The sequence below is a fragment of the Listeria cossartiae subsp. cossartiae genome (assembly GCF_014224155.1).
Taxonomy (GTDB): domain Bacteria; phylum Bacillota; class Bacilli; order Lactobacillales; family Listeriaceae; genus Listeria; species Listeria cossartiae.
The window spans coordinates 1,225,145-1,249,778 of record NZ_JAASUI010000001.1 but is presented as its reverse complement, the minus strand read 5'-3'; the positions used below and the strand labels follow the sequence as shown (position 1 = coordinate 1,249,778).

At 38.1% G+C, this 24,634-nt stretch carries 27 protein-coding genes; 23 read left to right on the top strand and 4 right to left on the bottom strand.

From position 1 onward, the window contains the following. Nucleotides 1-2: 2 nt before the first annotated feature. Entirely contained in the window at nucleotides 3-1,442 is a 1,440-nt protein-coding gene (gene pieS, locus HCJ30_RS06385) for a two component system sensor histidine kinase PieS (protein ID WP_185391424.1), read from the bottom strand. Beyond that, a complete protein-coding gene (pieR, locus tag HCJ30_RS06380; protein ID WP_185391423.1) occupies nucleotides 1,439-2,125 on the bottom strand; it encodes a two component system response regulator PieR in 687 nt (228 codons plus the stop codon). The genes pieS and pieR overlap by 4 nt, the downstream gene beginning before the upstream one ends. Before the next feature lie 166 nt (nucleotides 2,126-2,291). Between pieR and HCJ30_RS06375 the strand changes: the two genes are divergently transcribed. The 6 genes from HCJ30_RS06375 to HCJ30_RS06350 all read left to right on the top strand — a co-directional run bounded on the left by HCJ30_RS06375 (nucleotide 2,292) and on the right by HCJ30_RS06350 (nucleotide 8,534). After that, nucleotides 2,292-3,788: an ABC transporter permease gene (locus tag HCJ30_RS06375; RefSeq protein WP_185391422.1), complete on the top strand. Its 1,497-nt coding sequence runs from the start codon at nucleotides 2,292-2,294 to the stop codon at nucleotides 3,786-3,788. Nucleotides 3,789-3,796: 8 nt separating this feature from the next. Continuing rightward, nucleotides 3,797-4,492, top strand: a complete 696-nt coding sequence (locus tag HCJ30_RS06370; protein WP_185391421.1) for an ABC transporter ATP-binding protein — start codon at nucleotides 3,797-3,799, stop codon at nucleotides 4,490-4,492. A 307-nt stretch (nucleotides 4,493-4,799) separates the two neighbouring features. Continuing rightward, a complete protein-coding gene (gene alaS, locus HCJ30_RS06365) occupies nucleotides 4,800-7,439 on the top strand; it encodes an alanine--tRNA ligase (protein WP_185391420.1) in 2,640 nt (879 codons plus the stop codon). Nucleotides 7,440-7,530: 91 nt separating this feature from the next. Further along, nucleotides 7,531-7,803: an IreB family regulatory phosphoprotein ReoM gene (reoM, locus tag HCJ30_RS06360; protein WP_003719797.1), complete on the top strand. Its 273-nt coding sequence runs from the start codon at nucleotides 7,531-7,533 to the stop codon at nucleotides 7,801-7,803. After that, on the top strand, nucleotides 7,800-8,216 hold the full coding sequence (gene ruvX / locus HCJ30_RS06355) for a Holliday junction resolvase RuvX (RefSeq protein WP_185391419.1): 417 nt from the start codon (nucleotides 7,800-7,802) through the stop codon (nucleotides 8,214-8,216). Before reoM ends, ruvX begins: the two co-directional genes overlap by 4 nt. A 15-nt stretch (nucleotides 8,217-8,231) precedes the next feature. Next, the gene (locus HCJ30_RS06350; RefSeq protein ID WP_003738982.1) at nucleotides 8,232-8,534 is read left to right on the top strand and encodes a DUF1292 domain-containing protein; all 303 of its coding nucleotides are present in this window, start codon (nucleotides 8,232-8,234) and stop codon (nucleotides 8,532-8,534) included. 46 nt (nucleotides 8,535-8,580) lie between these two features. Here the strand turns inward: HCJ30_RS06350 and HCJ30_RS06345 are convergent, their stop codons facing one another. After that, a complete protein-coding gene (locus HCJ30_RS06345; protein ID WP_185391418.1) occupies nucleotides 8,581-9,207 on the bottom strand; it encodes a DedA family protein in 627 nt (208 codons plus the stop codon). A gap of 202 nt (nucleotides 9,208-9,409) precedes the next feature. Here HCJ30_RS06345 and mltG point away from each other — a divergent pair, with 202 nt between their 5' ends. The 6 genes from mltG to HCJ30_RS06315 all read left to right on the top strand — a co-directional run bounded on the left by mltG (nucleotide 9,410) and on the right by HCJ30_RS06315 (nucleotide 13,945). Further along, entirely contained in the window at nucleotides 9,410-10,480 is a 1,071-nt protein-coding gene (mltG, locus tag HCJ30_RS06340) for an endolytic transglycosylase MltG (protein ID WP_185391417.1), read from the top strand. A 76-nt stretch (nucleotides 10,481-10,556) separates the two neighbouring features. Next, nucleotides 10,557-11,210 (top strand): O-methyltransferase, encoded by a 654-nt coding sequence (locus HCJ30_RS06335; protein ID WP_185391416.1) that lies wholly within the window; start codon nucleotides 10,557-10,559, stop codon nucleotides 11,208-11,210. Next, entirely contained in the window at nucleotides 11,207-11,836 is a 630-nt protein-coding gene (udk, locus tag HCJ30_RS06330; RefSeq protein ID WP_185391415.1) for a uridine kinase, read from the top strand. Before HCJ30_RS06335 ends, udk begins: the two co-directional genes overlap by 4 nt. 192 nt (nucleotides 11,837-12,028) lie before the next feature. Beyond that, nucleotides 12,029-12,511 carry a transcription elongation factor GreA gene (gene greA, locus HCJ30_RS06325; protein WP_003722004.1) on the top strand — a complete coding sequence of 161 codons (483 nt, stop codon included), beginning with the start codon at nucleotides 12,029-12,031 and terminating at the stop codon, nucleotides 12,509-12,511. Nucleotides 12,512-12,561: 50 nt separating this feature from the next. Next, the gene (locus HCJ30_RS06320; RefSeq protein WP_185391414.1) at nucleotides 12,562-13,194 is read left to right on the top strand and encodes a DUF1510 family protein; all 633 of its coding nucleotides are present in this window, start codon (nucleotides 12,562-12,564) and stop codon (nucleotides 13,192-13,194) included. Between the two features lie 49 nt (nucleotides 13,195-13,243). Then, nucleotides 13,244-13,945, top strand: coding sequence for a 5'-methylthioadenosine/adenosylhomocysteine nucleosidase (locus HCJ30_RS06315; RefSeq protein WP_185391413.1), 702 nt, complete (start codon nucleotides 13,244-13,246; stop codon nucleotides 13,943-13,945). A 38-nt stretch (nucleotides 13,946-13,983) separates the two neighbouring features. On the opposite strand, the gene HCJ30_RS06310 is transcribed toward HCJ30_RS06315, so the two are convergent. Further along, nucleotides 13,984-15,792: a M3 family oligoendopeptidase gene (locus tag HCJ30_RS06310; RefSeq protein ID WP_185391412.1), complete on the bottom strand. Its 1,809-nt coding sequence runs from the start codon at nucleotides 15,790-15,792 to the stop codon at nucleotides 13,984-13,986. 163 nt (nucleotides 15,793-15,955) lie between these two features. Here HCJ30_RS06310 and HCJ30_RS06305 point away from each other — a divergent pair, with 163 nt between their 5' ends. The 11 genes from HCJ30_RS06305 to HCJ30_RS06255 all read left to right on the top strand — a co-directional run bounded on the left by HCJ30_RS06305 (nucleotide 15,956) and on the right by HCJ30_RS06255 (nucleotide 24,596). Then, the gene (locus HCJ30_RS06305) at nucleotides 15,956-16,477 is read left to right on the top strand and encodes a YqeG family HAD IIIA-type phosphatase (RefSeq protein ID WP_008947866.1); all 522 of its coding nucleotides are present in this window, start codon (nucleotides 15,956-15,958) and stop codon (nucleotides 16,475-16,477) included. Further along, complete coding sequence (gene yqeH / locus HCJ30_RS06300; RefSeq protein WP_185391411.1) at nucleotides 16,474-17,574, top strand: ribosome biogenesis GTPase YqeH; 1,101 nt, start codon at nucleotides 16,474-16,476, stop codon at nucleotides 17,572-17,574. The genes HCJ30_RS06305 and yqeH overlap by 4 nt, the downstream gene beginning before the upstream one ends. Before the next feature lie 19 nt (nucleotides 17,575-17,593). Then, entirely contained in the window at nucleotides 17,594-18,415 is an 822-nt protein-coding gene (gene aroE / locus HCJ30_RS06295) for a shikimate dehydrogenase (protein ID WP_185391410.1), read from the top strand. Next, nucleotides 18,415-18,705, top strand: a complete 291-nt coding sequence (gene yhbY / locus HCJ30_RS06290; protein ID WP_185391409.1) for a ribosome assembly RNA-binding protein YhbY — start codon at nucleotides 18,415-18,417, stop codon at nucleotides 18,703-18,705. The genes aroE and yhbY overlap by 1 nt, the downstream gene beginning before the upstream one ends. Nucleotides 18,706-18,723: 18 nt before the next feature. Further along, on the top strand, nucleotides 18,724-19,290 hold the full coding sequence (locus HCJ30_RS06285; protein WP_185391408.1) for a nicotinate-nucleotide adenylyltransferase: 567 nt from the start codon (nucleotides 18,724-18,726) through the stop codon (nucleotides 19,288-19,290). Next, complete coding sequence (gene yqeK / locus HCJ30_RS06280) at nucleotides 19,277-19,852, top strand: bis(5'-nucleosyl)-tetraphosphatase (symmetrical) YqeK (protein WP_185391407.1); 576 nt, start codon at nucleotides 19,277-19,279, stop codon at nucleotides 19,850-19,852. Before HCJ30_RS06285 ends, yqeK begins: the two co-directional genes overlap by 14 nt. A 4-nt stretch (nucleotides 19,853-19,856) precedes the next feature. Further along, on the top strand, nucleotides 19,857-20,213 hold the full coding sequence (rsfS, locus tag HCJ30_RS06275) for a ribosome silencing factor (RefSeq protein ID WP_185391406.1): 357 nt from the start codon (nucleotides 19,857-19,859) through the stop codon (nucleotides 20,211-20,213). A gap of 58 nt (nucleotides 20,214-20,271) precedes the next feature. Then, complete coding sequence (locus HCJ30_RS06270; protein ID WP_185391405.1) at nucleotides 20,272-21,003, top strand: class I SAM-dependent DNA methyltransferase; 732 nt, start codon at nucleotides 20,272-20,274, stop codon at nucleotides 21,001-21,003. 101 nt (nucleotides 21,004-21,104) lie between these two features. Next, nucleotides 21,105-21,707, top strand: coding sequence for a helix-hairpin-helix domain-containing protein (locus HCJ30_RS06265; RefSeq protein ID WP_185391404.1), 603 nt, complete (start codon nucleotides 21,105-21,107; stop codon nucleotides 21,705-21,707). 71 nt (nucleotides 21,708-21,778) lie between these two features. After that, a complete protein-coding gene (locus tag HCJ30_RS06260) occupies nucleotides 21,779-22,339 on the top strand; it encodes a ComE operon protein 2 (protein ID WP_185391403.1) in 561 nt (186 codons plus the stop codon). A gap of 34 nt (nucleotides 22,340-22,373) precedes the next feature. Then, nucleotides 22,374-24,596: a DNA internalization-related competence protein ComEC/Rec2 gene (locus tag HCJ30_RS06255; RefSeq protein WP_185391402.1), complete on the top strand. Its 2,223-nt coding sequence runs from the start codon at nucleotides 22,374-22,376 to the stop codon at nucleotides 24,594-24,596. Nucleotides 24,597-24,634: the final 38 nt, after the last annotated feature.

Sequence of the window (24,634 nt, the reverse complement as noted above, 5' to 3'; positions counted from 1 at the left end):
TTTTATTGCTCATTATCTTGGAAAAAAGGAAGGCGAATCGTGAAGCTTGTACCTTTGTTTGGCTCACTTGTTGCGGTAATTGTCCCATCGTGATATTCAATTAATTGCTTCACAATCGACAGTCCGATGCCGGATTCACCAAAAGCAGTATTCGTCCGCGACATATCTGCTTTGAAAAATCTTTCCCAAATTTGCTCTAATTCTTCTGTGTTCATGCCGATCCCCGTATCAGTAATCGTCAAGACAGACTCTTTATAATCTTGCGTACCAGTTAAAGTAATCTGACCATTTTCTGTAAACTGCACACTGTTTTTGACAATATTGATAAATACTTGTGTTAATCTGTCGTAGTCTGCATAAATAGCCATATCTTTATCAATAGCGACCGTAATCGTGTTGCCTTTTTCGCTCGCTACGTAATCAAGTTGCTCTTTAATTAACTCGAGGAATTCTTTGCCATTAAAGCGTGTTTTTTGAAGTTTGATTTTATTGCTACGAATTTTTTCATAATCTAAATTCTCATTGACTAATTTTGTTAAACGTCTAGCTTCAGTGTCAATGAGTGCGATACAACGGTCGGTTTCGCTTTTTGGAATAATATCATTGACTAAACCTTCTGTGAGACCACTAATCGTTGTAAGTGGGGTGCGCATCTCATGAGAAACATCCGCGATAAATTGCCGCCGCCGTTTTTCTTGACGCTCAATTTCTTCTTGGGATGTTTCAAGTGTTTGCGTCATTTTATTGAAATCAATAGCCAGTGCGCCGATTTCATCGAAGTTATTTTCTTTTAGTCGAGCTTTGTAATTGCCTTGAATAACATCTTTGGTGGCAGCTCGCAATTTATTAATCCGATTAACTTGTAGCTTGGATAAAATCGCACTAAGAATAAGTGCTACGGTGATGGAAAGCAAAATAGTGTAGAACATATAACGATTAATTGTACCAACGACTTGCTGCGTGCCACTAATCGGAGAATTCAACACAATCGAACCGACAAATTTGTTGCCATCCATAATCGGAACGTACACAATCGTCATTTCTCTATTAAAACGATTATCAATCTTTTTACTAACCGTTTCGCCACTTTCTAATTTTTTCTTATCATCCGCTGAAATAGAAAAATCCTTAGGTAATGGCTGATTTAGCTGAGTTGGATAAATCGTTTCGTCATCGGCATTTTTGATTGTATAATGGATTTTTTTCACATCTAATGTTCGTTGATACGTATTCAAAACTTGCATCGTAGCATCTTGCGGCGAATGACGAATATCCATCGAAATCGTCTCCCCGTAACTCGTTAAGTCATTTACTTGGCTTTGATAAAAATAATCTTTTAAAGAGTGGGAGACAAGCAGCCCAATCATAATACAAGCGATAAGCAAAATGATAAATTGCGTGAAAAATAGTTGATAGGCATATTTAAATTTCATTCGCTTCATTCCGTTTCATCAAATTTGTAGCCGACACCCCAAACAGTGTGTAAAAACGGCTTTGTTTCCGTGGCGATTTTTTGGCGTAACCGTTTGATATGAACATCCACCGTACGCTCATCCCCGTAAAATTGATAACCCCAAACTTGTTCTAGCAACTGCTCTCTCGAAAAAACTTGGCGCGGATGCTGCATCAAGAAATAAAGTAAATCAAATTCTTTCGGAGTTAACGCATCAAGCAATTCGCCTTGATAAAATATTTCGCGCGTCCTTTTACTAATTTTGAAATAAGTCGTTTCTAGGATGTCTTCGTTGTTTTCTGTTGGAGTTGCACTATTTTTGCGACGAGTAACCGCTTTGATTCGTGCCATTAAAGTCAGTGGGCTGAATGGTTTCGTCACATAATCATCGGCGCCCATTTCAAGACCAAGCACTTGATCTGATTCCGATTCCTTCGCCGTTAAAATAATAATCGGCACATCGCTCACTTCACGGATTTTGCGACAAATAGTCATTCCATCCATATTCGGAAGCATTAAATCAATAATCGCAATATCAAAATCATCTTTAAAAAACGTTTCATAACCCATTTTGCCGTCATGAACAAACGTTGCGTCAATTTCTTCTTTCATAAAAAACATTTCTATCATTTCGCATACACTGACATTATCTTCTATCATAAGTAATTTCATCTTCTGTACTCACTCCTCTTACATTAAAACTAGCCTAATTAGACCCAATAATCAAGCTTAATTATTTTTTTCGCGAAAGTTTAAAATATGCATCATAGTTTGTTCATACTTTCTTCATAACTGCCCAGTAATCTTAGTGGAGTAGAAACCGAATGGAGGAAAACACATGAATTTTTTTAAGAGGGCATGGCTCAGCATGAAAGCAAGAAAAGGAAGATCTGTTTTACAACTAATTATTTTCACAGTTGTCTGTGTACTTATTTTATCAGGCTTTACTATTCAATCCGCCGCAGATAAAGCGAGCGAATTAGCCAGAGAACAACTTGGTGGAACGGTGACACTTACGGTTGACCGTGAAAAACAAATGCAAGCGATGCGAGAAGAGGCATCCAGTAGTGAAAGCAGCTCTACCGAAGCAAAACCAAAATTCGAGAGTAGCCCAATCGATGTTAGTGATGCTAACGATTTGGCTAAATTAGATCATGTAGCAAGCTATAATTATTATTCCAGCACACAAGCTTTAGCATCCGGATTTGATCCAATTGAATCTTCCGGTGATACTTCTTCAAGCGATGATTCGTCCACAACAACTCAAACACAAGGACCAGGTGGCGGCCAAGGTGGACCACAAATGGTAGATGCGGATTTAAGCATTAGTGGCTTACTAGATTCCGCAACAAGCACTGATTTTGAAGCAGGAACAAGCGAACTAACTAGCGGTGTAGCCATTACTTCCGCTGACAAAGACAAAAATGTAGCAATGGTAGAAGAAAATTTAGCAGAAGAAAATGACTGGAAAGTGGGCGATTCCTTCACTGTTACTTCCAGCGACGGCAATACGAAAGTAACATTGAAAATCGTTGGAATTTATAAATCGACTGATGCAGGAAGTGACATGGCGCAAAACTTCTCTTTCCTAAATCCTTATAACAAAGTATACGTTCCTTATACAGTAGCCAACACAATTAAAGGTTCTGATTATAAAAATACAGTAGATTCCGCAGTTTATACGATGGATGATGCAGCGAACATTTCTGCTTTTGAAAAAGAAGCGAAAAAAGTTGATAGCATTGATTGGGATACATTTAAACTAGATGCGAATGACACGCTTTACCAACAAATGATTGGACCAATCGACAGCGTAGCATCGTTCTCTAAAAATGTCGTTTATATTGTCAGCATTGCTGGGGCACTTATCTTAGGGCTGCTCGTAATGATGCAAGTACGCGACCGCAAATACGAAATGGGCGTACTTCTAGCTATCGGTGAAAAACGTGGTAAATTAATCGCGCAATTCTTTGTTGAAATTTTAATCGTCGCATTAATTTCCTTTGGTTTAGCCGCGGCAAGTAGTCATTATGTCGCACAATTAGCTGGAAATCAATTACTAGCGCAACAAAACTCATCGACTACTGAAACGAGTACGACAGAAAATCGTGGTCCGGGCGGTAACGGTCAAGGTGGCCCAGGTGGATTCGCGGGTAGCGTTAGCAACTTAACAAAAAACGCTGAACAAATCAAAGAGCTAGACATTCAAGTAACATTAGAAGATATGCTAAAAATGGGTGGGATTGGCATCGGTATTGCCTTTATCTCCGTACTTTTACCAGCGGCACTCGTTCTTCGTATGAATCCAAAAACAATTCTAACTAAACAGGAGTAGGTGATGATATGACTAAAGTATTGACGTTTGAAAATATTTCTTACTGGTATAAAACGAAAGATGAATCCATTTTAAGTGATATTAATTATGATTTTGAAGCGGGTGTTTTTTACACGGTAGTAGGTAGTTCTGGTTCAGGGAAAACGACCTTCTTATCCCTTGCAGGAGGGCTTGATACGCAAAAAGAAGGTGATATCTTCTATAAAGGAAGTTCCCTCAAAAGCATCGGTCTACAACAATTTAGAAATAAATATGTCTCCATTGTATTCCAAAGCTATAATTTATTAACCTATATGACAGCACTCCAAAACGTTACGACCGCAATGGAAATAACCCATGTAAACCAACCGGATAAAAAAGCTTTTGCCTTGAGTATGCTAGAAAAAGTAGGCATTACAGAAGATATGGCACGCCAAAAAGTACTGACACTAAGCGGTGGACAACAACAACGGGTTTCGATAGCACGTGCGCTGTGCTGCGAAACGGAATTAATTGTCGCTGATGAACCAACTGGGAACCTGGATGAGCGTACAAGTAAAGAAGTCGTTACTTTATTCCAAGATTTAGCCCATAAAGAAGGCAAATGCGTCATCATGGTAACGCACGACCCAGAAATTGCGAAAGTATCCGATGTAAAACTAACCCTTAAAAACGGTAGCTTTGTAGAAAAGAAACAATCAACGAATAGTCTAATAAACAGTTGACATTTAGCCATCCGTTCTTTATAATTTAGTTTATTGTTGAATAAAAGTTGATACATGATAGGAATATGATTTTGGTTTCCACGTGATTAGAGAGTTTTCCCTTGGCTGGAAGGAAAACCACGCTTGCACCAAAGTTGCTCTCCCATTAGATGATCCGTCTTATCCACGTTAACAGATAACTGAAGAGGTAATGATACAAAGTCTATATCATTGCAAACAGGGTGGTACCGCGATTTCACCAAAATCGTCCCTGTGAGCAATCATATAGGCTTTTTTTGTTGTAAAAACCAAAAGGAGGAAATGAAAAATGAAACAATTATCAAGCGCAGAAGTAAGACAGTTATTTTTAGATTTCTTTAAAGAAAAAGGGCATACAATCGAACCTAGCGCACCACTAGTACCAAACAACGATCCAACGATTCTTTGGATTAACAGTGGAGTAGCTACAATGAAAAAATACTTCGATGGCTCGGTTATTCCAGACAATCCTAGAATGGCTAACGCGCAAAAATCTATCCGTACAAACGACATCGAAAACGTTGGTAAAACAGCACGCCATCATACGTTCTTTGAAATGCTAGGGAACTTTTCTATTGGCGATTACTTTAAAGAAGGCGCAATCTTATTCGCATGGGAATTCCTAACAAGCCCTAAATGGATTGGCTTTGACCCTGATAAATTATATGTAACGGTTTATCCAGAAGATGAAGAAGCAAAAACATTATGGCGCGAAAAAATTGGTTTAAGCGATGACCATATCGTGGAAATTGAAGATAATTTCTGGGATATCGGTATTGGACCAAGTGGCCCGGATAGCGAGATTTTCTACGACCGCGGACCTGCATTTGGTGACGACGCGAGTGATCCTGAACTTTATCCAGGCGGAGAAAACGAACGTTATTTAGAAATTTGGAACTTAGTATTTTCGCAGTTCAATCATAATCCAGACGGAACTTACACACCACTTCCTAAACAAAATATTGATACAGGGATGGGTCTAGAACGGATGGTTTCCATTATCCAAGACGCACCTACAAACTTTGAAACAGACTTATTTATGCCGATTATCCGCGAAGTAGAACAAATTGCTGGCGTGAAATACGGTCACTCACAAGAAAACGACGTGGCATTTAAAGTAATCGCAGACCACATTCGTACGGTTGCATTTGCCATTGGCGACGGCGCTTTACCATCCAATGAAGGACGCGGCTATATTTTACGTCGCTTACTACGTCGTGCTGTTCGTTACGCAAAAGTCCTAACAATTAACGAACCATTCATGTACAAATTAGTACCAGTCGTTGGCAAAATCATGAATACTTTCTACCCAGAAGTAGAAAACCAAACAGACTTCATCCAAAAAGTGATTCGTACAGAAGAAGAACGCTTCCATGAAACTTTAAATGAAGGTTTAGCAATTTTGGAAACGATTCTTAAAAATGCTAAAGAAACAAACGAACAAGTGATTAAAGGCGCGGACATTTTCAAATTATATGATACATTCGGTTTCCCTGTGGAATTAACAGAAGAATACGCAGAAGATCATGGCCTAAAAGTGGACCATGCTGGGTTTGAAGCTGAAATGAAAGAACAACGCGACCGTGCTCGTTCTGCAAGAGCTGACGTGAAATCGATGCAAGTCCAAGGCGAACTACTTGCCAATTTAACAGAGAAAAGTGAATTCGTTGGTTACAATACAACAGAACATGTTTCTGAAATCCTGTATTTAATTCAAGATGACACACTTGTTGATAAAGTAGCAGCTGGAAACGAAGCGCAAGTTATCTTCAAAGAAACACCATTTTATGCAGAAAGCGGCGGACAAGTAGCAGACAAAGGAACCATCGAAAGCGAAACAGGTCTTGCTTATGTAGAAGACGTCCAAAAAGCACCGAACAAACAAAACTTGCACCGTATTTCCGTAAAAGAAGGCGTATTAAAAACAGGCGACACAGTAAAACTAGCTGTTGATAAAGTAAAACGTCGTGAAACAATCAAAAACCATACAGCAACCCATCTATTACACCGTGCGTTAAAAGACACATTAGGCGAGCACGTTAACCAAGCTGGCTCACTTGTTTCTCCAGACCGCTTACGTTTTGACTTCTCTCATTTTGGTCAAATTACCGAAGAAGAATTAACGAAAATGGAAGAAATCGTCAATGAAAAAATCTGGGAACAAATCAATGTTGTAATTGAAGAAATGCCAATCGCAGAAGCAAAAGAACTTGGCGCTATGGCACTATTTGGCGAAAAATACGGCGATGTTGTTCGTGTCGTTCAAGTAGGCAAATATAGCATTGAGCTTTGTGGTGGTGTCCACGTCCGTAATACTGCAGATATCGGTCTATTCAAAATCGTATCCGAAACAGGTATTGGAGCGGGAACTAGACGTATCGAAGCCGTTACAGGAAAAGAAGCATATCGCTTTGTAACAGAGCAAGAAAACACCTTAAAACACGCAGCTAACCTACTTAAAACAACAACAAAAGAAACACCACAAAAAGTAGAACAATTACAAGCTGATTTACGTGAAGTGAAACGTGAAAACGAATCCTTATTAAGCAAATTAGCAAGTGCAGCAAGTGCTGATATTTTTGAATCACCAGAAGAAATCGGCGGCGTTAAAGTAATTGCTAAACAAGTAAATGCCAAAGATATGAACCAATTACGTCAGTTCGTTGATAACTGGAAAGATAAAAAAATCGGTGGTGTTCTTGTTCTAGGAGCTGTTCAAGGAGATAAAGTAAACCTAATTTCTGCAGTTTCCGAAGATGCAATCAAAGCAGGCTACCACGCAGGCAAACTACTGAAAGAAGTAGCAACACGCTGCGGCGGAAATGGCGGCGGACGTCCTGATATGGCTCAAGCTGGCGGTAAAAATCCAGCAGAACTAGGAACAGCCCTTGATTACGTTGCCACATGGGTAAAAGAACAACAAGCATAAATTTCATCAAAGCGCCTCATTTTTCTTTGTTATTTTTGTTCACATAGTGTAAAATGAAAAGAGATACATGAAGGAATGAGGTGCTTCGATTATGGATTCAAAAGATCAAACAATGTTTTACAACTTCGGCGATGATTCAATTGAAGAAGATGTAAAAAAATTAATGAAACAAGTCTACGTTGCTCTTGAAGAAAAAGGCTATAACCCCGTAAATCAAATCGTTGGCTATTTACTTTCAGGCGATCCTGCTTATATTCCGCGTCACAAGGATGCTAGAAGTATGATACGTCGTTTAGAACGAGATGAAATTATCGAGGAACTTGTCAAAGCGTATCTGAAAAATAACGAAATTGGTGAGAAATGAGAATAATGGGTTTAGATGTCGGCTCAAAAACGGTCGGCGTAGCGATAAGTGATCCACTCGGTTGGACCGCACAAGGTGTGGAAACAATTCAGATTGACGAGAATAGAAAGCAATTCGGCTATGACCGCGTAAAAGAGCTAGTACTCGAATACGAAGTGGAAAAAGTCGTAGTTGGTCTTCCTAAGAATATGAATAATACCATAGGACCTCGTGCTGAAAGTTCTAAAATATATGCTGAAGTACTTGAGGGAAGAATTGGTTTGCCCGTTGTACTTTGGGATGAACGCTTAACCACTTCTGCAGCAGAAAGAACTTTGATCGAAGCAGACGTTTCGCGTAAAAAACGAAAAGAAGTAATTGATAAGTTAGCTGCAGTAATGATTTTACAGTCCTATTTGGACACTACTAATTAATTTGAGGTGAATTTAATGGCAGAAGAACATAACCATAATCATGAAGAAGAAAATATTATTTGGATCACAAACGAAGAAGGAAAAGAAGAAGCTTTTGAAATTCTAATGAGCTTTGATTCCGAGCATTTTGATAAATCATACGTTTTATATTTCCCAGCTGGTAAAGGGGAAGATGAAGAAATCGAAATCCTTGCTTCAAGCTACACTCAAGATGAAAATGGTAATCAAGGACATCTTCAACCAGTTGAAACAGACGAAGAGTGGGATAGAATTGAAGAAATGTTAGCAACTTTCTTAGCTGACGAAGACGAAGAATAAAAATTTAAAAAAGCATGTCCTGACAAAAAATGTCAAGACATGCTTTTTATTTTGCGTTTCTAGCGCGTTTATTCCATATTTTATAAGCAAGATAAACTACAATTGCGATGACCAATGCAAGCATTAAATAGCTAATTGGCCGAGTATACTTTTCGACGACACTCCAATTGGAACCTAAAGAATAACCAAGCCACGTTAGAAAAATGTTCCACGGAATACAACCTAAAATTGTGTAGACGATAAATTTCCACACGTTCATTTTCGCAATACCCGCTGGTAAAGAAATAAATGTTCGGATGACCGGCAAGACACGACCGAAAAACACTGCTCTCGCCCCGTAACGACCAAACCAAAGTTCTGCTTTATCTAGATGTTTGACATTCAAGAAAATATATTTCCCGAATTTTAATACTAATGCTCTGCCACCAAATTTTCCGATATAGTAAGCAATTAAAGAGCCCACCAAGTTTCCCGAAATACCCGCAAAAACCACGAGCCAAAAGTTGAGTTTCCCAGCCTCGGCCATAAATCCACCGAACAGCATAATTACTTCACTCGGGAGGGGAATACAAACACTTTCAATTAGCATTCCAAGAAAAATCCCCCAGTGGCCAAGTGAATCGACTAGCCACATCGTGAAATCTTGTAAACTTTGTATTAACGTATGTAACATCCAAAAGACTCCTTCAATATTTAATTAATTGGCAGAAGCAAGTCTTTGACTGATTCTGTCTTGTTCGTTAAATCACGCTACTAATTATACCGAAAAAAAATAAAAACGTCACTTTTTAAGAAAATTTTCCGTATTGAATAGCATTTTTTTTAGATAATCGGTATAATGGATTAGAATTGTTTTCAATGAAATGAGGTTTATAATGAAGAATACAAAAGGTAAGAAAATTACAATTATTATTTCTATTATTATTTTAATTCTAGTGATTGCAACTTTTTCAGGCTATTATTATGTAAAATCACAACTAGAACCAAAAGATGAAGCAAGCAAAGAGAAAATCGTCGTAGAAATCCCTGCAGGATCTAGCATTTCTGATATTTCTACCATTTTAGAAGATAAAAACGTCATTAATAACGCTTCTATTTTCTCGTTTTATGTAAAATACAATAATGACACGAATTTAAAAGCTGGAAATTACGAATTCAGCCCAGCGATGAACACAGATCAAATCGTCAAAAAAATGCAAGAAGGTAAAACCGTAGCCCCGGCGAAATTAGTCATTCCAGAAGGCTACACACTAGATCAAATTGCGGATAGAATCGTTGCTTATCAACCAAAACTAAAAAAAGCCGATGTGCTTAAAACGATGGATGACCCGACATTTGTTGCTTCCATGATAAAAGCATACCCAGACACCGTAACCAATGATGTCTTAAACAAATCTATCAAACATCCATTAGAAGGTTATTTATACCCAGCGACATACACATTCAAAGGAACAGATGTATCTGCCGAAGAAATCATTACCGAAATGGTCAAAGCGACAGATGTAAACATTGGGAAATACCGCGCAGAACTAACGAAACAAAACATGTCCGTCCACAAATTCCTAACGATGTCTTCTATTATCGAAAAAGAAGCAACGGAAAATGTCGACCGCAAAATGATTGCGAGTGTATTCTACAACCGCTTAGCAAAAGATATGCGCCTGCAAACCGATCCAACCGTTCTTTATGCGCTAGGTGAACACAAAAGCAAAACAACCTATAAAGATTTAGAAGTCGAGTCACCGTATAACACTTACAAAAACAACGGCCTACCACCAGGTCCAATTTCCAATAGTGGCGACTCTTCGATGGAAGCAGCACTTTACCCAGAAAAAAGCGACTACCTATACTTCTTAGCAAACACAAAAACAGGGAAAGTTTATTTCTCGAAAACGTTAGAAGAGCACAATAAATTAAAAGAAGAGCATATTACAAAAAATAATTAAAAACACCCACTTGTCAGAAGCATGTTTCGCATGTTTTTGGCAGGTGCTTTGTTTGTTAAGATAGGGGATCCTAGCAGTGAATGATATGATTCATGATTATTTATTAAAACACATTCCTAAGAGCACGCCGTTTTTTGAAGAGCTTGAAGCCTATGCCGCGGCCAATGAAGTGCCAATTATGGAGCCAGATTCTTTATATTGTTTATTACAGATTTTGGATATTCAAAAGCCAAAACGTATATTAGAGCTTGGAACAGCAATTGGCTACTCCGCTTTAAAAATGGCAGATCAACTTCCTGATGCAGAAATCATTACCGTTGAGCGCGACGAAGCACGATACAAACAAGCTGTACATAATATTCAACGTTACGGAGCATCTGACAGAGTAAAACCGTTACTAACGGATGCGATTGAAGGCTCCGAAGAAATTTTAGCTCATGGTCCATTTGATGCCATCTTTATCGATGCAGCGAAAGCGCAATATGAGAAATTTTTCCATATTTATACAGGATCGTTAGCTGAAAATGGGGTTATTTATAGTGATAATGTTCTTTTTAAAGGATTAGCACTTGATATGTCGCCCGAAAAACAACGTAAATTACGCGTTGCTAGAAAAATGCGTAATTTTAATGATTTCTTAGTGACACATCCTGATTTTGACACAACGACCATTCCACTCGGGGACGGCTTATCTATTTCCAAAAGAAAGAAAAATGGAGGCGTATCATGACAAAAAAACCAATCGTAGTCGGCGTAACTGGTGGTTCAGGTTCAGGTAAGACTAGCGTAACAAAGGCAATTTGCGACCATTTTAGCGGTCACTCGATTTTGATGATTGCTCAAGACGTCTATTATCATGACCAAGCGAATATTAGTTTTGAAGATAGATTAAAAGTGAACTATGATCATCCGTTAGCCTTTGATACCGATCTACTTATTTCACATATTGCGGCGCTACGTCGTTATGAAACGATTGAAAAACCGATTTACGACTATGCCAAATATACGCGAAAAGAAGAGGTAGAAATCCAAGAACCTCGCGAAGTAATCATTTTAGAAGGAATTTTAATTTTGGAAGATAAACGCCTCCGAGATTTAATGGATATTAAAGTATATGTTGATACAGATGATGATATTCGTTTTATTCGCCGGCTGTTACGCGATATGAAAGAACGTGGCCGGACGATGGATTCAGTAATCGATCAATACCTTTCCGTCGTTAAACCGATGCATAACGAATTCATTGAACCTACGAAAAAATTTGCTGATATTATCATTCCAGAAGGCGGCGAGAACCACGTAGCAATCGATTTAATGACAACAAAAATTGAATCAATCTTGCAAAAACATGTATAAACAACAGGTATCACTTGTCAAATAGAGAAAATTAAGGTAAAATTTTCCTAGTAAAAAGAGAGACAATTGCTTGCTATTTCTAGCGTGGCATGTTAATCTTTCACACGAGTAGTAATATTTTTGATGAAGGTGCGGAGCGATATCTCCGTGCTTTTCTATACAATAATGAACAAACAAAAGGAGCGAAATCGATTGGCGACAGAAAAAGTATTTCCAATGACCCTAGATGGGAAAGCAAAATTAGAAAATGAATTACAAGAACTTAAGACAGTAAAACGGAAAGAAGTTGTAGAACGGATTAAAATTGCCCGCAGTTTTGGTGATTTATCTGAGAACTCCGAGTACGATTCCGCAAAAGACGAACAAGCTTTTGTTGAAGGTCGTATCACTACGATTGAAAATATGATTCGTAATGCACAAATCATTGATGCTGCAGAAGCACATAATGGTTTAGTAACACTAGGAAACACAGTTACTTTCATCGAATTACCAGACGGCGAAGAAGAAACTTACACAATCGTAGGTAGCGCAGAAGCAGATCCGTTTGAAGGTAAAATTTCCAATGATTCTCCAATTGCCAAAGGTTTACTTGGCCATAAAGAAGGGGAAGAAGTAACTATCCAAACACCAGCTGGTGATATGAGCGTTAAAATCGAAAAAATCACTGCATCTTAATTTTATCTGGTGTTTTTGTACAGCGGTTACTTATAAGGTGGTGAATGCAAATGGCAGACAAACGACAATCAAATAACCGTCGCATTAAACAAAATTTGGTCGAAGGATCTCGCTCACAACAAAATACAAAACGAAAAAAGACGAATTTAGTTTTAAACGTTTTAATTATCGTGGTAAGCTTACTTATCATTGGTAGTTTGTATTTTGTGCTATTTAAAACGGAGAGTGACCCAGCACAACAAGAAAACAAAACGGCATCTTCCACATCGAAAAAAGAAGATGCCGCTAAATCAGATAAATCATCCGAACAAGAAAAAGAGTCTTCCGATGAAAAAACAACGGAAACGACCGAAAGCGACGATCCCAATGTGGCGAAAGTTATTACAAAAGACTGGAAACCAATCGGCACGGATCAAACTGGCGATCACGTGAATTCGTACAGTTCCACCAGTGTAGATTGGCAAGAAAAACGTAAAGCTTTTTCTGCAGCAACAGATATTCCAATCTCGAACACATCACTTTGGTTCGTGGAGCAAGGCGCTGATCCTGCAACGCAATCAATTGGAACGCTTTCGACTAAAGAAGACCCAGATAAAGCATATCGTGTTTATATCACATGGGTGGACGGTGAAGGATGGCAACCAACCAAAGTAGAAGAACTTAAAACAAACGACAAAAGATAAAAGCACAGAAGTTAGCTGTTAACGACTGTGCTTTTTTGGAGGTTACATAATGACAATTGGTATTATCGGAGCAATGGAAGAAGAAGTAGAACTATTAAAAAATACGATGCCAAGCGTAGAAGAAATTGTTATTGGCGGCGCGAAATTTTACGTAGGTGAGATTTCTGGCAAAGAAGTAGTACTTTTAGAATCAGGAATCGGTAAAGTAAATGCGGCGCTTGGGACAACCCTTATGGCAGACCGTTTTAAACCAGAAGTAATTATTAACACTGGTTCAGCTGGTGGTATGGCAGAAGGTTTAGCTGTTGGCGATGTTATAATTTCTGATCGCTTAGCATATGGGGATGTAGACGTAACTGAATTCGGCTACACATATGGTCAAGTTCCACGCATGCCAGCTTTTTACCAAGGGGATGCAGTTCTTCTTAAAAAAGCAGAGACAATTTACCGCGAAAATTTTGCTGCAAGTGAAAATAAAGCAGTGTATGGTTTAGTAATCACAAATGATTCGTTCATTATGCGTCCAGACCAGCATGAAACAATCCGCACTTTTTTCCCGGATGTGAAAGCAGTTGAAATGGAGGCAGCGGCAATTGCGCAAGTGGCTTATCAATTCGATATCCCATTTTTAATTATTCGTGCTATTTCCGATTTAGCTAATCAAGAAGCGACCATTTCTTTTGATGAGTTTATCCATCTAGCTGCGAAACAATCTGCTACTTGTATCATTGAATTACTAAAAACAATATAAAGAAAACGCCTGGAGTTTTTTAAGCTCCAAGCGTTTTTTTATTTTACGTATTCTTCTGTTAAAGCAAGGAAATCTTCTACATCTTTAGCGGCTAGAGCAACTGCTTCTTCCCAGAAGTCAGCTTTACGTAAGTCAACTCCTAGATGTTTTTCAGCAAGTTGTTCGGTCGTCATGGAGCCAGTGTCTTGTAGTAGCGCAATGTACTTATCTTCATAACTAGCACCTTCTGCTTGAGCTTTATGGTAAATACCAAGCGAGAACAAGTAACCGAACGTATATGGGAAGTTATAAAACGGTACATCAGCAATATAAAAATGTAATTTAGAAGCCCAGAACTGTGGATGATACTCATCTAACGCATCCAAATATGCTTCGCGTTGTGCCTCTTCCATTAAGGAATTAAGTCTATCAACGGAAACTACGCCTTGTTTACGTGCTTCATAGAAATTACATTCGAAAATAAAACGAGCATGAATATTCATAAAGAAGGCAATACTACGACCAATTTTATCTTCCAATAAGGTAATTTTTTCTTCTTTTGTTTTGGCATCTTTTACAGAGGCATCGGCAATAATCATTTCCGCAAAAGTAGAAGCAGTTTCTGCAACGTTCATGGCATAATCAGTGTTTTCAAAAGGCTCATCGCGAATAACGTGAGAGTGGAAAGCATGTCCAAGCTCATGTGCAAGGGTAGCGACCGTACCAGGAGCGCCATCATATGTCATGAAAATACGACTTTCTTTCTCAACAGGGAAGTCGGTACAAAAACCACCAGGACGTTTGTTATCACGATCTTCTGCTTCAATCCAACCTTTTTCAAAAGCAGATTCCGCAAAATTTGCCATTTTTGGACTGAATTTATTAAATTGCTCAATGATAAATTCCGCGCCTTCTTGATACGTATATTTCTTCGGTTCACTTGAAAATACAAGAGGAGCTTCCACATCATAAAAGCTTAATTTCTCTAAACCAAGTAAGTTTGCTTTGCGATCTAAAAAGCGAACAAAAGTAGGTTTATTCGTTTGGATAACATTCCACATCGATTGCAATGTTTGCTCATCTAAACGATTGATAGCAAGCGGTTCATCGAGAATATTTTCCCATTTACGAATATCATATGTAGCTAAACGGAAGCCAGATAAATGATTTAATGTATCGCTAAACAAACGAGATTCCTCTTGCCAAACCCGTGTATATTCTTTGAAAACGGCTTGACGAACTGCGCGGTCTGGATGGTTTAATAAGTTTAGCGCTTGTCCAGCAGAAACGTCTTTTTCTTCTCCGTCAATTGTAACGTGCATGCGTAGTTTACCAACGATTGTATCATAATGGTCAGACCAGCCGCGATAACCATCGACAGCTAAAGAATTAATAGCCGCTTCTTGTTCTTTACTGCCTTTTTTACGGCGATTGGTGCGCGCTTCACTCAAAATAAAGCTAATTTGCGATAAACCGTTTTGTTGCATTAGCTCGTCCCAAACGCGGTCAGAAACTTGTGCAAATTTGTCATGCCATTCATCTTCAGCAGTAGCAAGTGTTGCGACATATTGATAAATTAACGCCGAAAGCTCATTTGCACGAGTATCATTGATATCAGCAGAAGCAAGACATTCTAAAAAAGAACCTGCTGTAAGTAAAATTTTCGAAATATCTGCGTTTTGGTTTACTAGAAGTAAAAATTCTGCAGAGGCTTCCACATTTTCAGGAACTTCCCATTCAGCGACATTTGCGACAAAGCTATCTAAATCAGCTTTTACCTCTTGAAGCGTTTGCTGTAATTCTTCAGAACCGCTGCCGCCAGCATATATATTTTCTAAATCCCATGTTAATGCATAATCTTTTGACATTTGTTTGCCTCCTTAAAAATATAACGTTTCCTTTCATATTATAGCATTTTTCTAAGCTTTTTTTGTAAAATAAGCAGAAAGATGGTAAAATTTATAGATTATTAGTCTAATTGAATGTATGATAGAATAGACTGTACTAAATAAAAGAATGAGGTGCCAATACGTGTTAAAGCAATTCTCACCAGATAAAATGTTGAATACTCCATTTGGAATAACAGCAGAGCAGCTTCGAAAAATGGGAAAGACTACTATTTTAACTGATCTTGACAATACGCTGCTCGCATGGGATCAACTAGATGCAACGGATGAAGTTATCAACTGGTTTACTATATTAAAAGAAGAAGGAATCAAAGTAATGATTTTTTCTAATAATAATGAAGAACGAGTTGCTCGTGTGGCAAAAGCAATCGATGTCCCTTATTTAGCGCGGGCTAAAAAACCCTTAGGCGCTAATTTCCGCTGGGCATTGAAAGAACTAAATGCAACGCCAGAAGAAACTGTGATGATTGGTGATCAAATTATGACAGATATATTCGGTGGAAATCGTCAAAAATTAACAACCATTTTTGTTCGTCCCGTGAAACAAACCGATGGAATGGCGACAAAATTAAATCGAATGATGGAAAGCGTTATTTTAAAACGATTAGAAAAGAAAAACCAAATTAAGTGGGAGGAATCACTTTGACAGAAGAAATAAGATGTATTGGTTGTGGGGCCATTATTCAAACAGAAGATCCTGACAAAATCGGCTATGCGCCAAAATCATCCCTCAATAATGAACAAGTTATTTGTAAAAGATGTTTTCGTCTAAAGCATTACAATGAAATTCAAGATGTTGCGCTAACAGATGATGATTTTTTACGCATTTTAAATCAAATTAGTTCGAAGCAGGCATTAATCGTCTATGTGGTGGATATTTTTGATTTTGATGGCAGTTGGTTACCGGGACTTCCTCGTTTTGCAGGAAGCAACCCTGTATTACTTGTTGGTAACAAAGAAGACGTGTTACCAAAATCATTAAAACGCGATAAATTAACACGCTGGATGAGAACGCGTGCCAAAGAGCAGGGCTTGGCGGCGACGGATGTTGTTTTAGTCAGCGCGGAAAAAGGTCACGGTTTTGATACCCTTTTAGAGAAAATTGATGAATTACGAAGCGGACAAGATGTGTATGTTGTCGGTTGTACAAATGTTGGTAAATCAACGCTTATCAATCGGATTATTAAACAAGCATCTGGTGAAAATAATGTGATTACAACATCGCAATTCCCGGGAACAACGCTTGATAAAATCGAAATCCCATTAGCAGATGGCAATGTACTTGTGGACACACCAGGAATTATTAACCATCACCAAATGGCGCATTTCATTGATACAAATACATTAAAAGCTATTACACCTAAAAAAGAAATAAAACCAGCCGTTTTCCAATTAAACGAAGAGCAAACCTTGTTCTTAGGCGCGCTTGCTCGTTTGGATTACGTTTCAGGTGGCCGTAAATCGCTTGTTGTCTATGTATCAAACAATTTACCAATTCACCGCACGAAATTAGAAAAAGCCGAAGCATTATATGAAAATCAAGCTGGACTAGTTCTTCAACCGCCAACCGAAGAAGGAATGAAAACATTACCTAAACTCGTGCCATATTCCTTTACTGTAAAAGAAAAAGCGGATATTGTCTTTTCTGGACTTGGCTGGGTTACGATTCCAGAAGGTGGCGCAAAAGTAACTGCTTGGGTTCCAGAAGGCGTAAGCGCAACTATCCGGACATCACTCGTTTAAAACTAAGGAGGCCTGTCATTTGGAAAAATATGTTGTTATCGGAAATCCTATTCGTCACTCGTTATCACCAGCTATGCAAAATCGGATTTTCCAAGAACTTGGAATGAACGCGGAGTATAACTCTGTTTTAATAGAAGAAGACGCTTTTGAAACAGAAATTAAAAAATTAATGGATTCTGGCGTGCGTGGTTTTAACATCACTACACCTTTTAAAGAGCGCATTTTACCATTTTTAGACGAATTAGAAGATCTTGCAGCAGCATCTGGCGCAGTGAATACTGTGCTCAGAAAAGACGACAAATGGTACGGATTCAACACAGATGGCAAAGGCTACTTAGAAGGATTAGAAGAAATTCGTCCGATTACAGCGGCTGATTCGATTTTAATCACTGGGGCAGGCGGGGCAAGTAAGGCGATTTATCTCGCGCTTACGAGTCATACAGACGCCAAAATCACCGTTGCCAACCGAACAACAGAAAAAGCGATAGAGATGACGAAAGATAACGCGAATCACCATGCGATGACACTGCAAGAAGCAGAAAATAAGTTGGCTGACTTTACGATTATCATTCAAACCACATCTATCGGTCTTGAAGCTTCTAAAAACAAAAGCCCGATTTCACTGGCAAATGTGTCAAAAGGAACGATTTGTTCTGATATTATTTATAATCCAGCCGAAACGGCCTTTTTAAAAGAAGCAAAGAAAAATGGAGCTATTACCCAAAATGGCTTGCCGATGTTTGTTAATCAAGGGGCACTTGCCTTTGAAATATGGACTGGTATTAAACCAGAGCGATCACTGATGAAAGAAGCAGTACTCGAACAATTAGGAGGAAACTAATGTTAACAGCTACACAAAAACGTTTTTTAAGAAAAGAAGCACATAATATCCAACCAATTTTCCAAGTAGGAAAAGGAAGCGTATCACCAAACTTAATTATTCACGTAAAAGAAGCGCTAGAAGTGAGAGAATTAATTAAAATCTCCATTCTACAAAACTGTGAAGAAGATAAACAAACCGTTGCAGAGAAAATCAGCGCGCGTTCAGGAGCAGATATCGTCCAAGTGATTGGTAGAACGATTATTCTCTATAAAACTTCTGTAAACAAGCCACAAATTAAATTGCCGTAAATCTGGAGGAAACCTGCGATGAAACGTAAAGTCGGTATCTTAGGCGGAACATTTGATCCACCGCATTTAGCGCACCTCCACATGGCAGAAGAGGCCAAAAAGCAGCTCGGTCTTGAAAAAATTCTATTTCTACCTAATAAAATTCCGCCACATAAACATATTAGTGGCATGGCTTCCAGTGAGGCACGTGTTGAAATGCTTCAATTGATGATAGAGGGTATTGATTCGTTTGAAGTTGATACACGTGAACTTCTGCGCGCGGGAAAGTCCTATACGTATGATACAATGCGTGATATGATAAGCGAGCAACCGGATACTGATTTTTATTTTATTATCGGCGGAGACATGGTAGAATATTTGCCAAAGTGGTATCATATAGATGACTTAGTAAAAATGGTAACGTTCGTTGGGGTTAATCGCCCACTTTATCAACCAGAAGTTCCTTATGATGTCGTTAAAATCGACATGCCGGAAACGACTATTTCTTCCACAGAAATTAGGAATGATATCGAACATGCGAAATCCTTTTTACCAGAAAAAGTATGGTCATATATAAAGGAGCATCAACTTTATGGAAAGAAATGAAGTGCTAAAAAAAGTAGAAGCAGCTATGCCTAGTGCACGTTTTACGCACACTTTAGGCGTAGAAAAAGCAGCTGTAGAACTTGCAGAACATTATCATATGGATGTAGAAAAAGCACGAATCACCGCTTTATTACACGATTATGCCAAGTACTATGAAGATGATAAAGCAAGAAAAATCATCGAGGACGAGGGTTACGATCCGCGTTTGCTGGAATTTCATCGTTCGCTGTGGCACGCTCCAGTTGGCGCTTATTTGGCCGAAAAAGAATTTGGTATTACTGATACAGAAATTCTAGAAGCTATTCGCTTGCATACAACAGGAAGCGCTACGATGTCTGATTTCGATAAACTTATCTACTTAGCCGACTATACAGAACAAGGAAGAACATTTCCCGGTGTATATAAAGCACGTAGATTAGCACTTAAATCATTGGACGAAGCGATGTTATTCGCTCTATCTAATACGATTACGCACTTGATTAAAAAGCAACAATTGGTTTTTCCAGATACTTTGGATGCCTACAATTATTTTGTTAATTTAAATTTGGAAGGAGACTATTAATAATTTGAACAGTTACGATACATTAATGCTGACCGCAAAGGCAGCAGACGATAAAAGAGCAGAGGATATTTTAGCATTAGACATGAAGGGGTTATCAAGCTTTGCGGATTATTTCGTTATCTGCCACGGTAATTCAGACAAACAAGTCCAAGCAATCGCTCGTGAAATTAAAGAAAAAGCATTAGAAAACCAAGTAGATGTGAAACGTTTAGAAGGTTTTGATGCGGCACAATGGGTGTTAATCGACTTAGGTGATGTGATTATCCATGTGTTCCACAAAGAAGAACGTTCTTACTATAACTTAGAAAAACTATGGGGAGACGCACCACTTGTGGACGTTTCTGCGGCGTTTGTCTCTTAATAACAAACAGAAACAGGCGGGAAGCTAACTCGTCTGTTTTTTTAAGGAGAAATTAAAAATGAGTTATGAATATTTCCCAGGATTTTATGATCGACTCATGGATTCTGAACTTTATGATGAATGGGTAGAATTTTCTGCTGATTTTATTGGAGACGACCCGAAAAAAGTACTTGATTTAGCCTGCGGAACCGCGGAATTTGCTTTACGATTAAGCTTTCTAGGCCATCAAGTTACCGGTGTAGATTTATCAGCAGAAATGGTGGCCGTTGCCAAAGAAAAAGTCGCGGCAGCTGAGATCAATTTACCAATTTTAGAGCAAGATATGTCGAAATTAGCATTAAATCAAACATTTGATGTTATCACGTGTTTCTGCGATTCGCTTAATTATTTGGAGACAGAACAAGCACTGGAGGATACAATTCAAGCAGTATGTGCACATTTAGAACCAAATGGCTTATTTTTATTTGATGTCCATTCTGTATTTAAAATAGAGCAAGGCTTTAAAGATTATTCATACGGAGATAGTGATGAGGAAATTTCCACCATTTGGAATTCTTTTCCTGGCGAGTATCCACATTCCGTCGAACATGAGCTAACTTTTTACATTTTAGGGGAAGACGATACGTATAACCGGGTAGACGAATTACACAAAGAGCGAACCTATCCAATCACGACATATGAAAATATATTAAAAAAAGCCGGCTTTACGAAAATAGATGTTTACGCTGATTTTAGCCTTGAAAAACCAACCAATACAAGCGAAAGAATCTTTTTCGTAGCCAGAAAGTAATTTCCCTCAAATTACTTTCTTTTTTTATGCCATTTTCGCCTTAGCTATCAAAAAGGATTTTGGACTGTTTTGGCGAATACTATATTAAGGCGGTGATAGGTATGTTGGAGCTACTGAAAAAACACAAAAATTATTTTTTGATTGGCATTGCTATTCTTTGTGCTGGATTAGTTTATATTTGTTTGCCAGATGGAGGAACAGATGAGATATCGGCAAAACAAACCGCAACGAAAGAAGAAAAACCAGTTAAGGAAGAAATCAAGACGTCGAATCACTTGTACATCGACATTAAAGGCGCAGTACGGACACCTGGCGTGTATAAATTACCAGCTGATGCTAGAGTGCAAGATGTAGTGAAAATGGCAGGAGGACTCACAGAAGAAGCGGATAACAGCAAATTAAACCTAGCTGAAAAGTTAAAAGACGAAATGAGTATTTATGTCTACAAAAAAGGCGAAGAAGGATCAGAATTACCTGTATCAAACACAAGAGAAACAACCAGTACAACCGATAAAATCAATATTAACAACGCAACAAAAGTAGATTTACAACAAGTACCCGGTATTGGTGACTCAAAAGCAACCGCCATTATTGAGTACCGCGAAAAAGAAGGCTTGTTTCAAACAATAGAGGACTTAAAAAATGTTTCTGGCATTGGCGAAAAGACAGTAGAAAAATTAAAAGAATATTTGGATGTTAATTAATAAAAGTGGTTGACGAACTTCCTTCTGAACACCTATACTAATATTTATCAAATCATAAGGGAGTTTTTAATGTGCAAAGGATCGCATGGGATCAGTTTTTTATGGCGCAAAGTCATCTAATATCATCAAGGAGCACGTGTACACGACTAATGGTAGGTGCGACAATAGTTCGAGATAAACGTATTATTGCGGGCGGATATAACGGATCCATCGCTGGTGGGGATCACTGTGCAGAACATGGTTGTTATGTTGTAGACGGTCACTGTATCCGAACCATTCATGCAGAAATGAACGCTATCCTACAATGTGCCAAATTCGGTGCCACGACAGATAATGCAGAATTATATGTGACGCATTTCCCTTGTCTTGCTTGTACGAAATCAATTATTCAAGCAGGAATCAAGAAAGTATATTTCGCCAAAGATTACAAAAATCATTCGTACGCTTTGGAATTATTTAAAATTGCTGGTGTTGAATTGCAAAAAGTAGAATTTGATGAATCCGTTCTCCAAGTAAACAATTGGAACGAAGAAAAAATGCATACTTTAGTCAAAGAAGCAGCAGTCGAAGTAAATATCGAACCAGAAAAAGCAGAGCAACTGTACCAACACATCTCAGAAAAATTGAACTAAATAAGGAGGGAACGTTATCGAGCGATATTTAGCTATGATCATTTTAGCTATTATTTGTGCATCTGTTACAAGCTCTTTCGTTCCCATATGTATTTGTTTGCTCAGTTTGATTGCTTTTATAAAAAAATCCAAAATGATTCTTCTCTTTATCCTCATCTATCTTCTAATCTGCGGCTTTTTATTTATTGTCGAAAAATCGAATACAACCTCTTTTACGGCAACTGAGTTTAGCGGAAACTGTCAAATAATTGATAATTTAAAGGTTGATGGCGACAGTTTTCAAGCTATCGTACGCTACGAAAAAGAAGCATTTCAATTGCGTTATAAAATTACCACAGAAGAAGAACAACAAACATTAAAAAAGCTTCAATACGGACAATTTATTACTGTCTTCGCAAATGTAGAAACCCCTCAAGCCAATCGCAATCAAAACCAATTTAATTACCAAGAGTATCTTAAACGTCAAAAAATACACTATGTACTTGAAGCTAGCTCACTATCAATTTCCGAAAAAGTTTCACCATCTATTTTAATGCGTATTCAAAATATCCGATTACAAACCATAGCATATATAAGCGAAAATATTTCCCCAAAAATAAATCCTTATTTCCTTGCGTTAATTACCGGTGAGAAAAATGGCTTTTCGCCTGAAATGTATGAAACCTACCAACAAATGGGGGTTGTCCATCTATTAGCAATCTCTGGACTTCATGTTAATTTATTAATTGGAGCTATTTATTTTTTATTGCTAAAATTTAGCATAACTCGCGAACGAGCCATTATCTGCCTACTTGCTTTTTTACCTTTTTATGTTATCTTCACAGGAGCCAATCCGCCAGTTATTCGTGCAGCAACGATGACAGCATTGCTTTTATTATCCGAAAAATATGCTACCAAATGGAGTTCATTTTCGGTTATTTGCTTATCCTTTATTCTATTTTTCCTCCTACAACCATATGTCATTTACGAAGTGGGATTCCAGCTTTCTTATGCAGTTTCATTTGGTATTATTTTATCCTCGAGGCAAATATTAACTAGACAACAGAACACCTTCACTAAGTCACTCGCGATATCCTTTGTTTCAACAATAATGTCATCCGTTGTGATGATGTATCATTTCTATTCTTTTTCATGGGTCGGAATTTTCTTCAACTTGCTATATGTACCGATTTTTACAATTATCATATTGCCAGGCTGTATAAGTGTCTTTTTATTGTCTATGTGCTCCCAGTCGCTCGCCACTATCCCTGAATCTGTGCTTGTTTTTCTTATCCAATTGATAGAAAGCTTCACTAATGTTTTCGCGAAGATACCGCATCAAACTATTGTAACTGGAAGGCCTAACACGGTGATTCTCGTGTTAATTATAGTTACTATCTTGCTATTCTTTTATCAGTGGCAAAAGAATAAGTTTCCGAGAAGGATTTTTATCATTTTTTGTCTACTCTGTTATTTTTCCAGTTTTAATGTTAGTGGCAAAGTTAGTTTTGTTGATGTAGGGCAAGGGGATAGCATCTTAATTCAATTGCCTTACAATAAAGGCAACTATTTAATTGATACAGGTGGGCAACTTCTATTTGAAAAAGAAGATTGGGCGAAAAAAAGAAAACCATTTACCATTGGCGGGAGTACGCTCACTCCAGTTTTAAAATCAAAAGGGATTAGCAGTCTAGATAAGGTAATCATTACGCATAGTGACGCGGATCATATGGAAGGGCTTGATGACTTAGCAAAAAATATTTCTATTAGAGAACTTATTTTCGCCCAAGGAGCTGAAAATAAAGCGATTATGAAAGAAGCGCTCGATGCAATGCCGAAAGTAAAGCAAACAATTATTTTAGCGGGAGCGAACTGGCAAGTGGGTGAAAGCCGTTTTGAATGCTTGTACCCAACGCAAGCGGGTGTTGGCGGAAACGATGATTCCATTGTCTTGAAAGCAATATTAGATAATAAAGTGTGGCTTTTCACCGGAGATTTAGAGGCGAATGGAGAACAAAAACTGTTAGATCAACCAATGAAGGCAGATATTTTAAAAGTAGGGCATCACGGTAGCAAAACTTCGACATCCAAAGAGTTTATAGAACAAGTCCAACCAACTTTTGCGATTATTTCTTGCGGAGTGGAAAATCGTTTTGGTCACCCTCATGCAGAAACGTTAAATACACTTGAAGAAGCAGAGACCACAATTCTGCGAACAGATTTACAAGGAGAAATAATTTATACATTTGGAAAAGGCTTTGAAGTGACTTTGAAATAAAACTTGCTATCTCTTATTTCATGTTTTACCATAGAAAG

Coding starts and splice junctions, on each gene's coding strand:
- HCJ30_RS06375 (WP_185391422.1), top strand. CDS start 2,292: ATGAATTTTTTTAAGAGGGCATGGCTCAGCATGAAAGCAAGAAAAGGA.
- HCJ30_RS06285 (WP_185391408.1), top strand. CDS start 18,724: ATGAAACGTAAAGTCGGTATCTTAGGCGGAACATTTGATCCACCGCAT.
- HCJ30_RS06255 (WP_185391402.1), top strand. CDS start 22,374: ATGATCATTTTAGCTATTATTTGTGCATCTGTTACAAGCTCTTTCGTT.
- mltG (WP_185391417.1), top strand. CDS start 9,410: ATGAAGAATACAAAAGGTAAGAAAATTACAATTATTATTTCTATTATT.
- yhbY (WP_185391409.1), top strand. CDS start 18,415: ATGTTAACAGCTACACAAAAACGTTTTTTAAGAAAAGAAGCACATAAT.
- HCJ30_RS06270 (WP_185391405.1), top strand. CDS start 20,272: ATGAGTTATGAATATTTCCCAGGATTTTATGATCGACTCATGGATTCT.
- pieR (WP_185391423.1), bottom strand. CDS start 2,125: ATGAAATTACTTATGATAGAAGATAATGTCAGTGTATGCGAAATGATA.
- HCJ30_RS06320 (WP_185391414.1), top strand. CDS start 12,562: ATGGCAGACAAACGACAATCAAATAACCGTCGCATTAAACAAAATTTG.
- HCJ30_RS06265 (WP_185391404.1), top strand. CDS start 21,105: ATGTTGGAGCTACTGAAAAAACACAAAAATTATTTTTTGATTGGCATT.
- alaS (WP_185391420.1), top strand. CDS start 4,800: ATGAAACAATTATCAAGCGCAGAAGTAAGACAGTTATTTTTAGATTTC.
- HCJ30_RS06310 (WP_185391412.1), bottom strand. CDS start 15,792: ATGTCAAAAGATTATGCATTAACATGGGATTTAGAAAATATATATGCT.
- HCJ30_RS06345 (WP_185391418.1), bottom strand. CDS start 9,207: ATGTTACATACGTTAATACAAAGTTTACAAGATTTCACGATGTGGCTA.
- HCJ30_RS06315 (WP_185391413.1), top strand. CDS start 13,244: ATGACAATTGGTATTATCGGAGCAATGGAAGAAGAAGTAGAACTATTA.
- HCJ30_RS06370 (WP_185391421.1), top strand. CDS start 3,797: ATGACTAAAGTATTGACGTTTGAAAATATTTCTTACTGGTATAAAACG.
- ruvX (WP_185391419.1), top strand. CDS start 7,800: ATGAGAATAATGGGTTTAGATGTCGGCTCAAAAACGGTCGGCGTAGCG.
- pieS (WP_185391424.1), bottom strand. CDS start 1,442: ATGAAGCGAATGAAATTTAAATATGCCTATCAACTATTTTTCACGCAA.
- HCJ30_RS06350 (WP_003738982.1), top strand. CDS start 8,232: ATGGCAGAAGAACATAACCATAATCATGAAGAAGAAAATATTATTTGG.
- reoM (WP_003719797.1), top strand. CDS start 7,531: ATGGATTCAAAAGATCAAACAATGTTTTACAACTTCGGCGATGATTCA.
- udk (WP_185391415.1), top strand. CDS start 11,207: ATGACAAAAAAACCAATCGTAGTCGGCGTAACTGGTGGTTCAGGTTCA.
- yqeK (WP_185391407.1), top strand. CDS start 19,277: ATGGAAAGAAATGAAGTGCTAAAAAAAGTAGAAGCAGCTATGCCTAGT.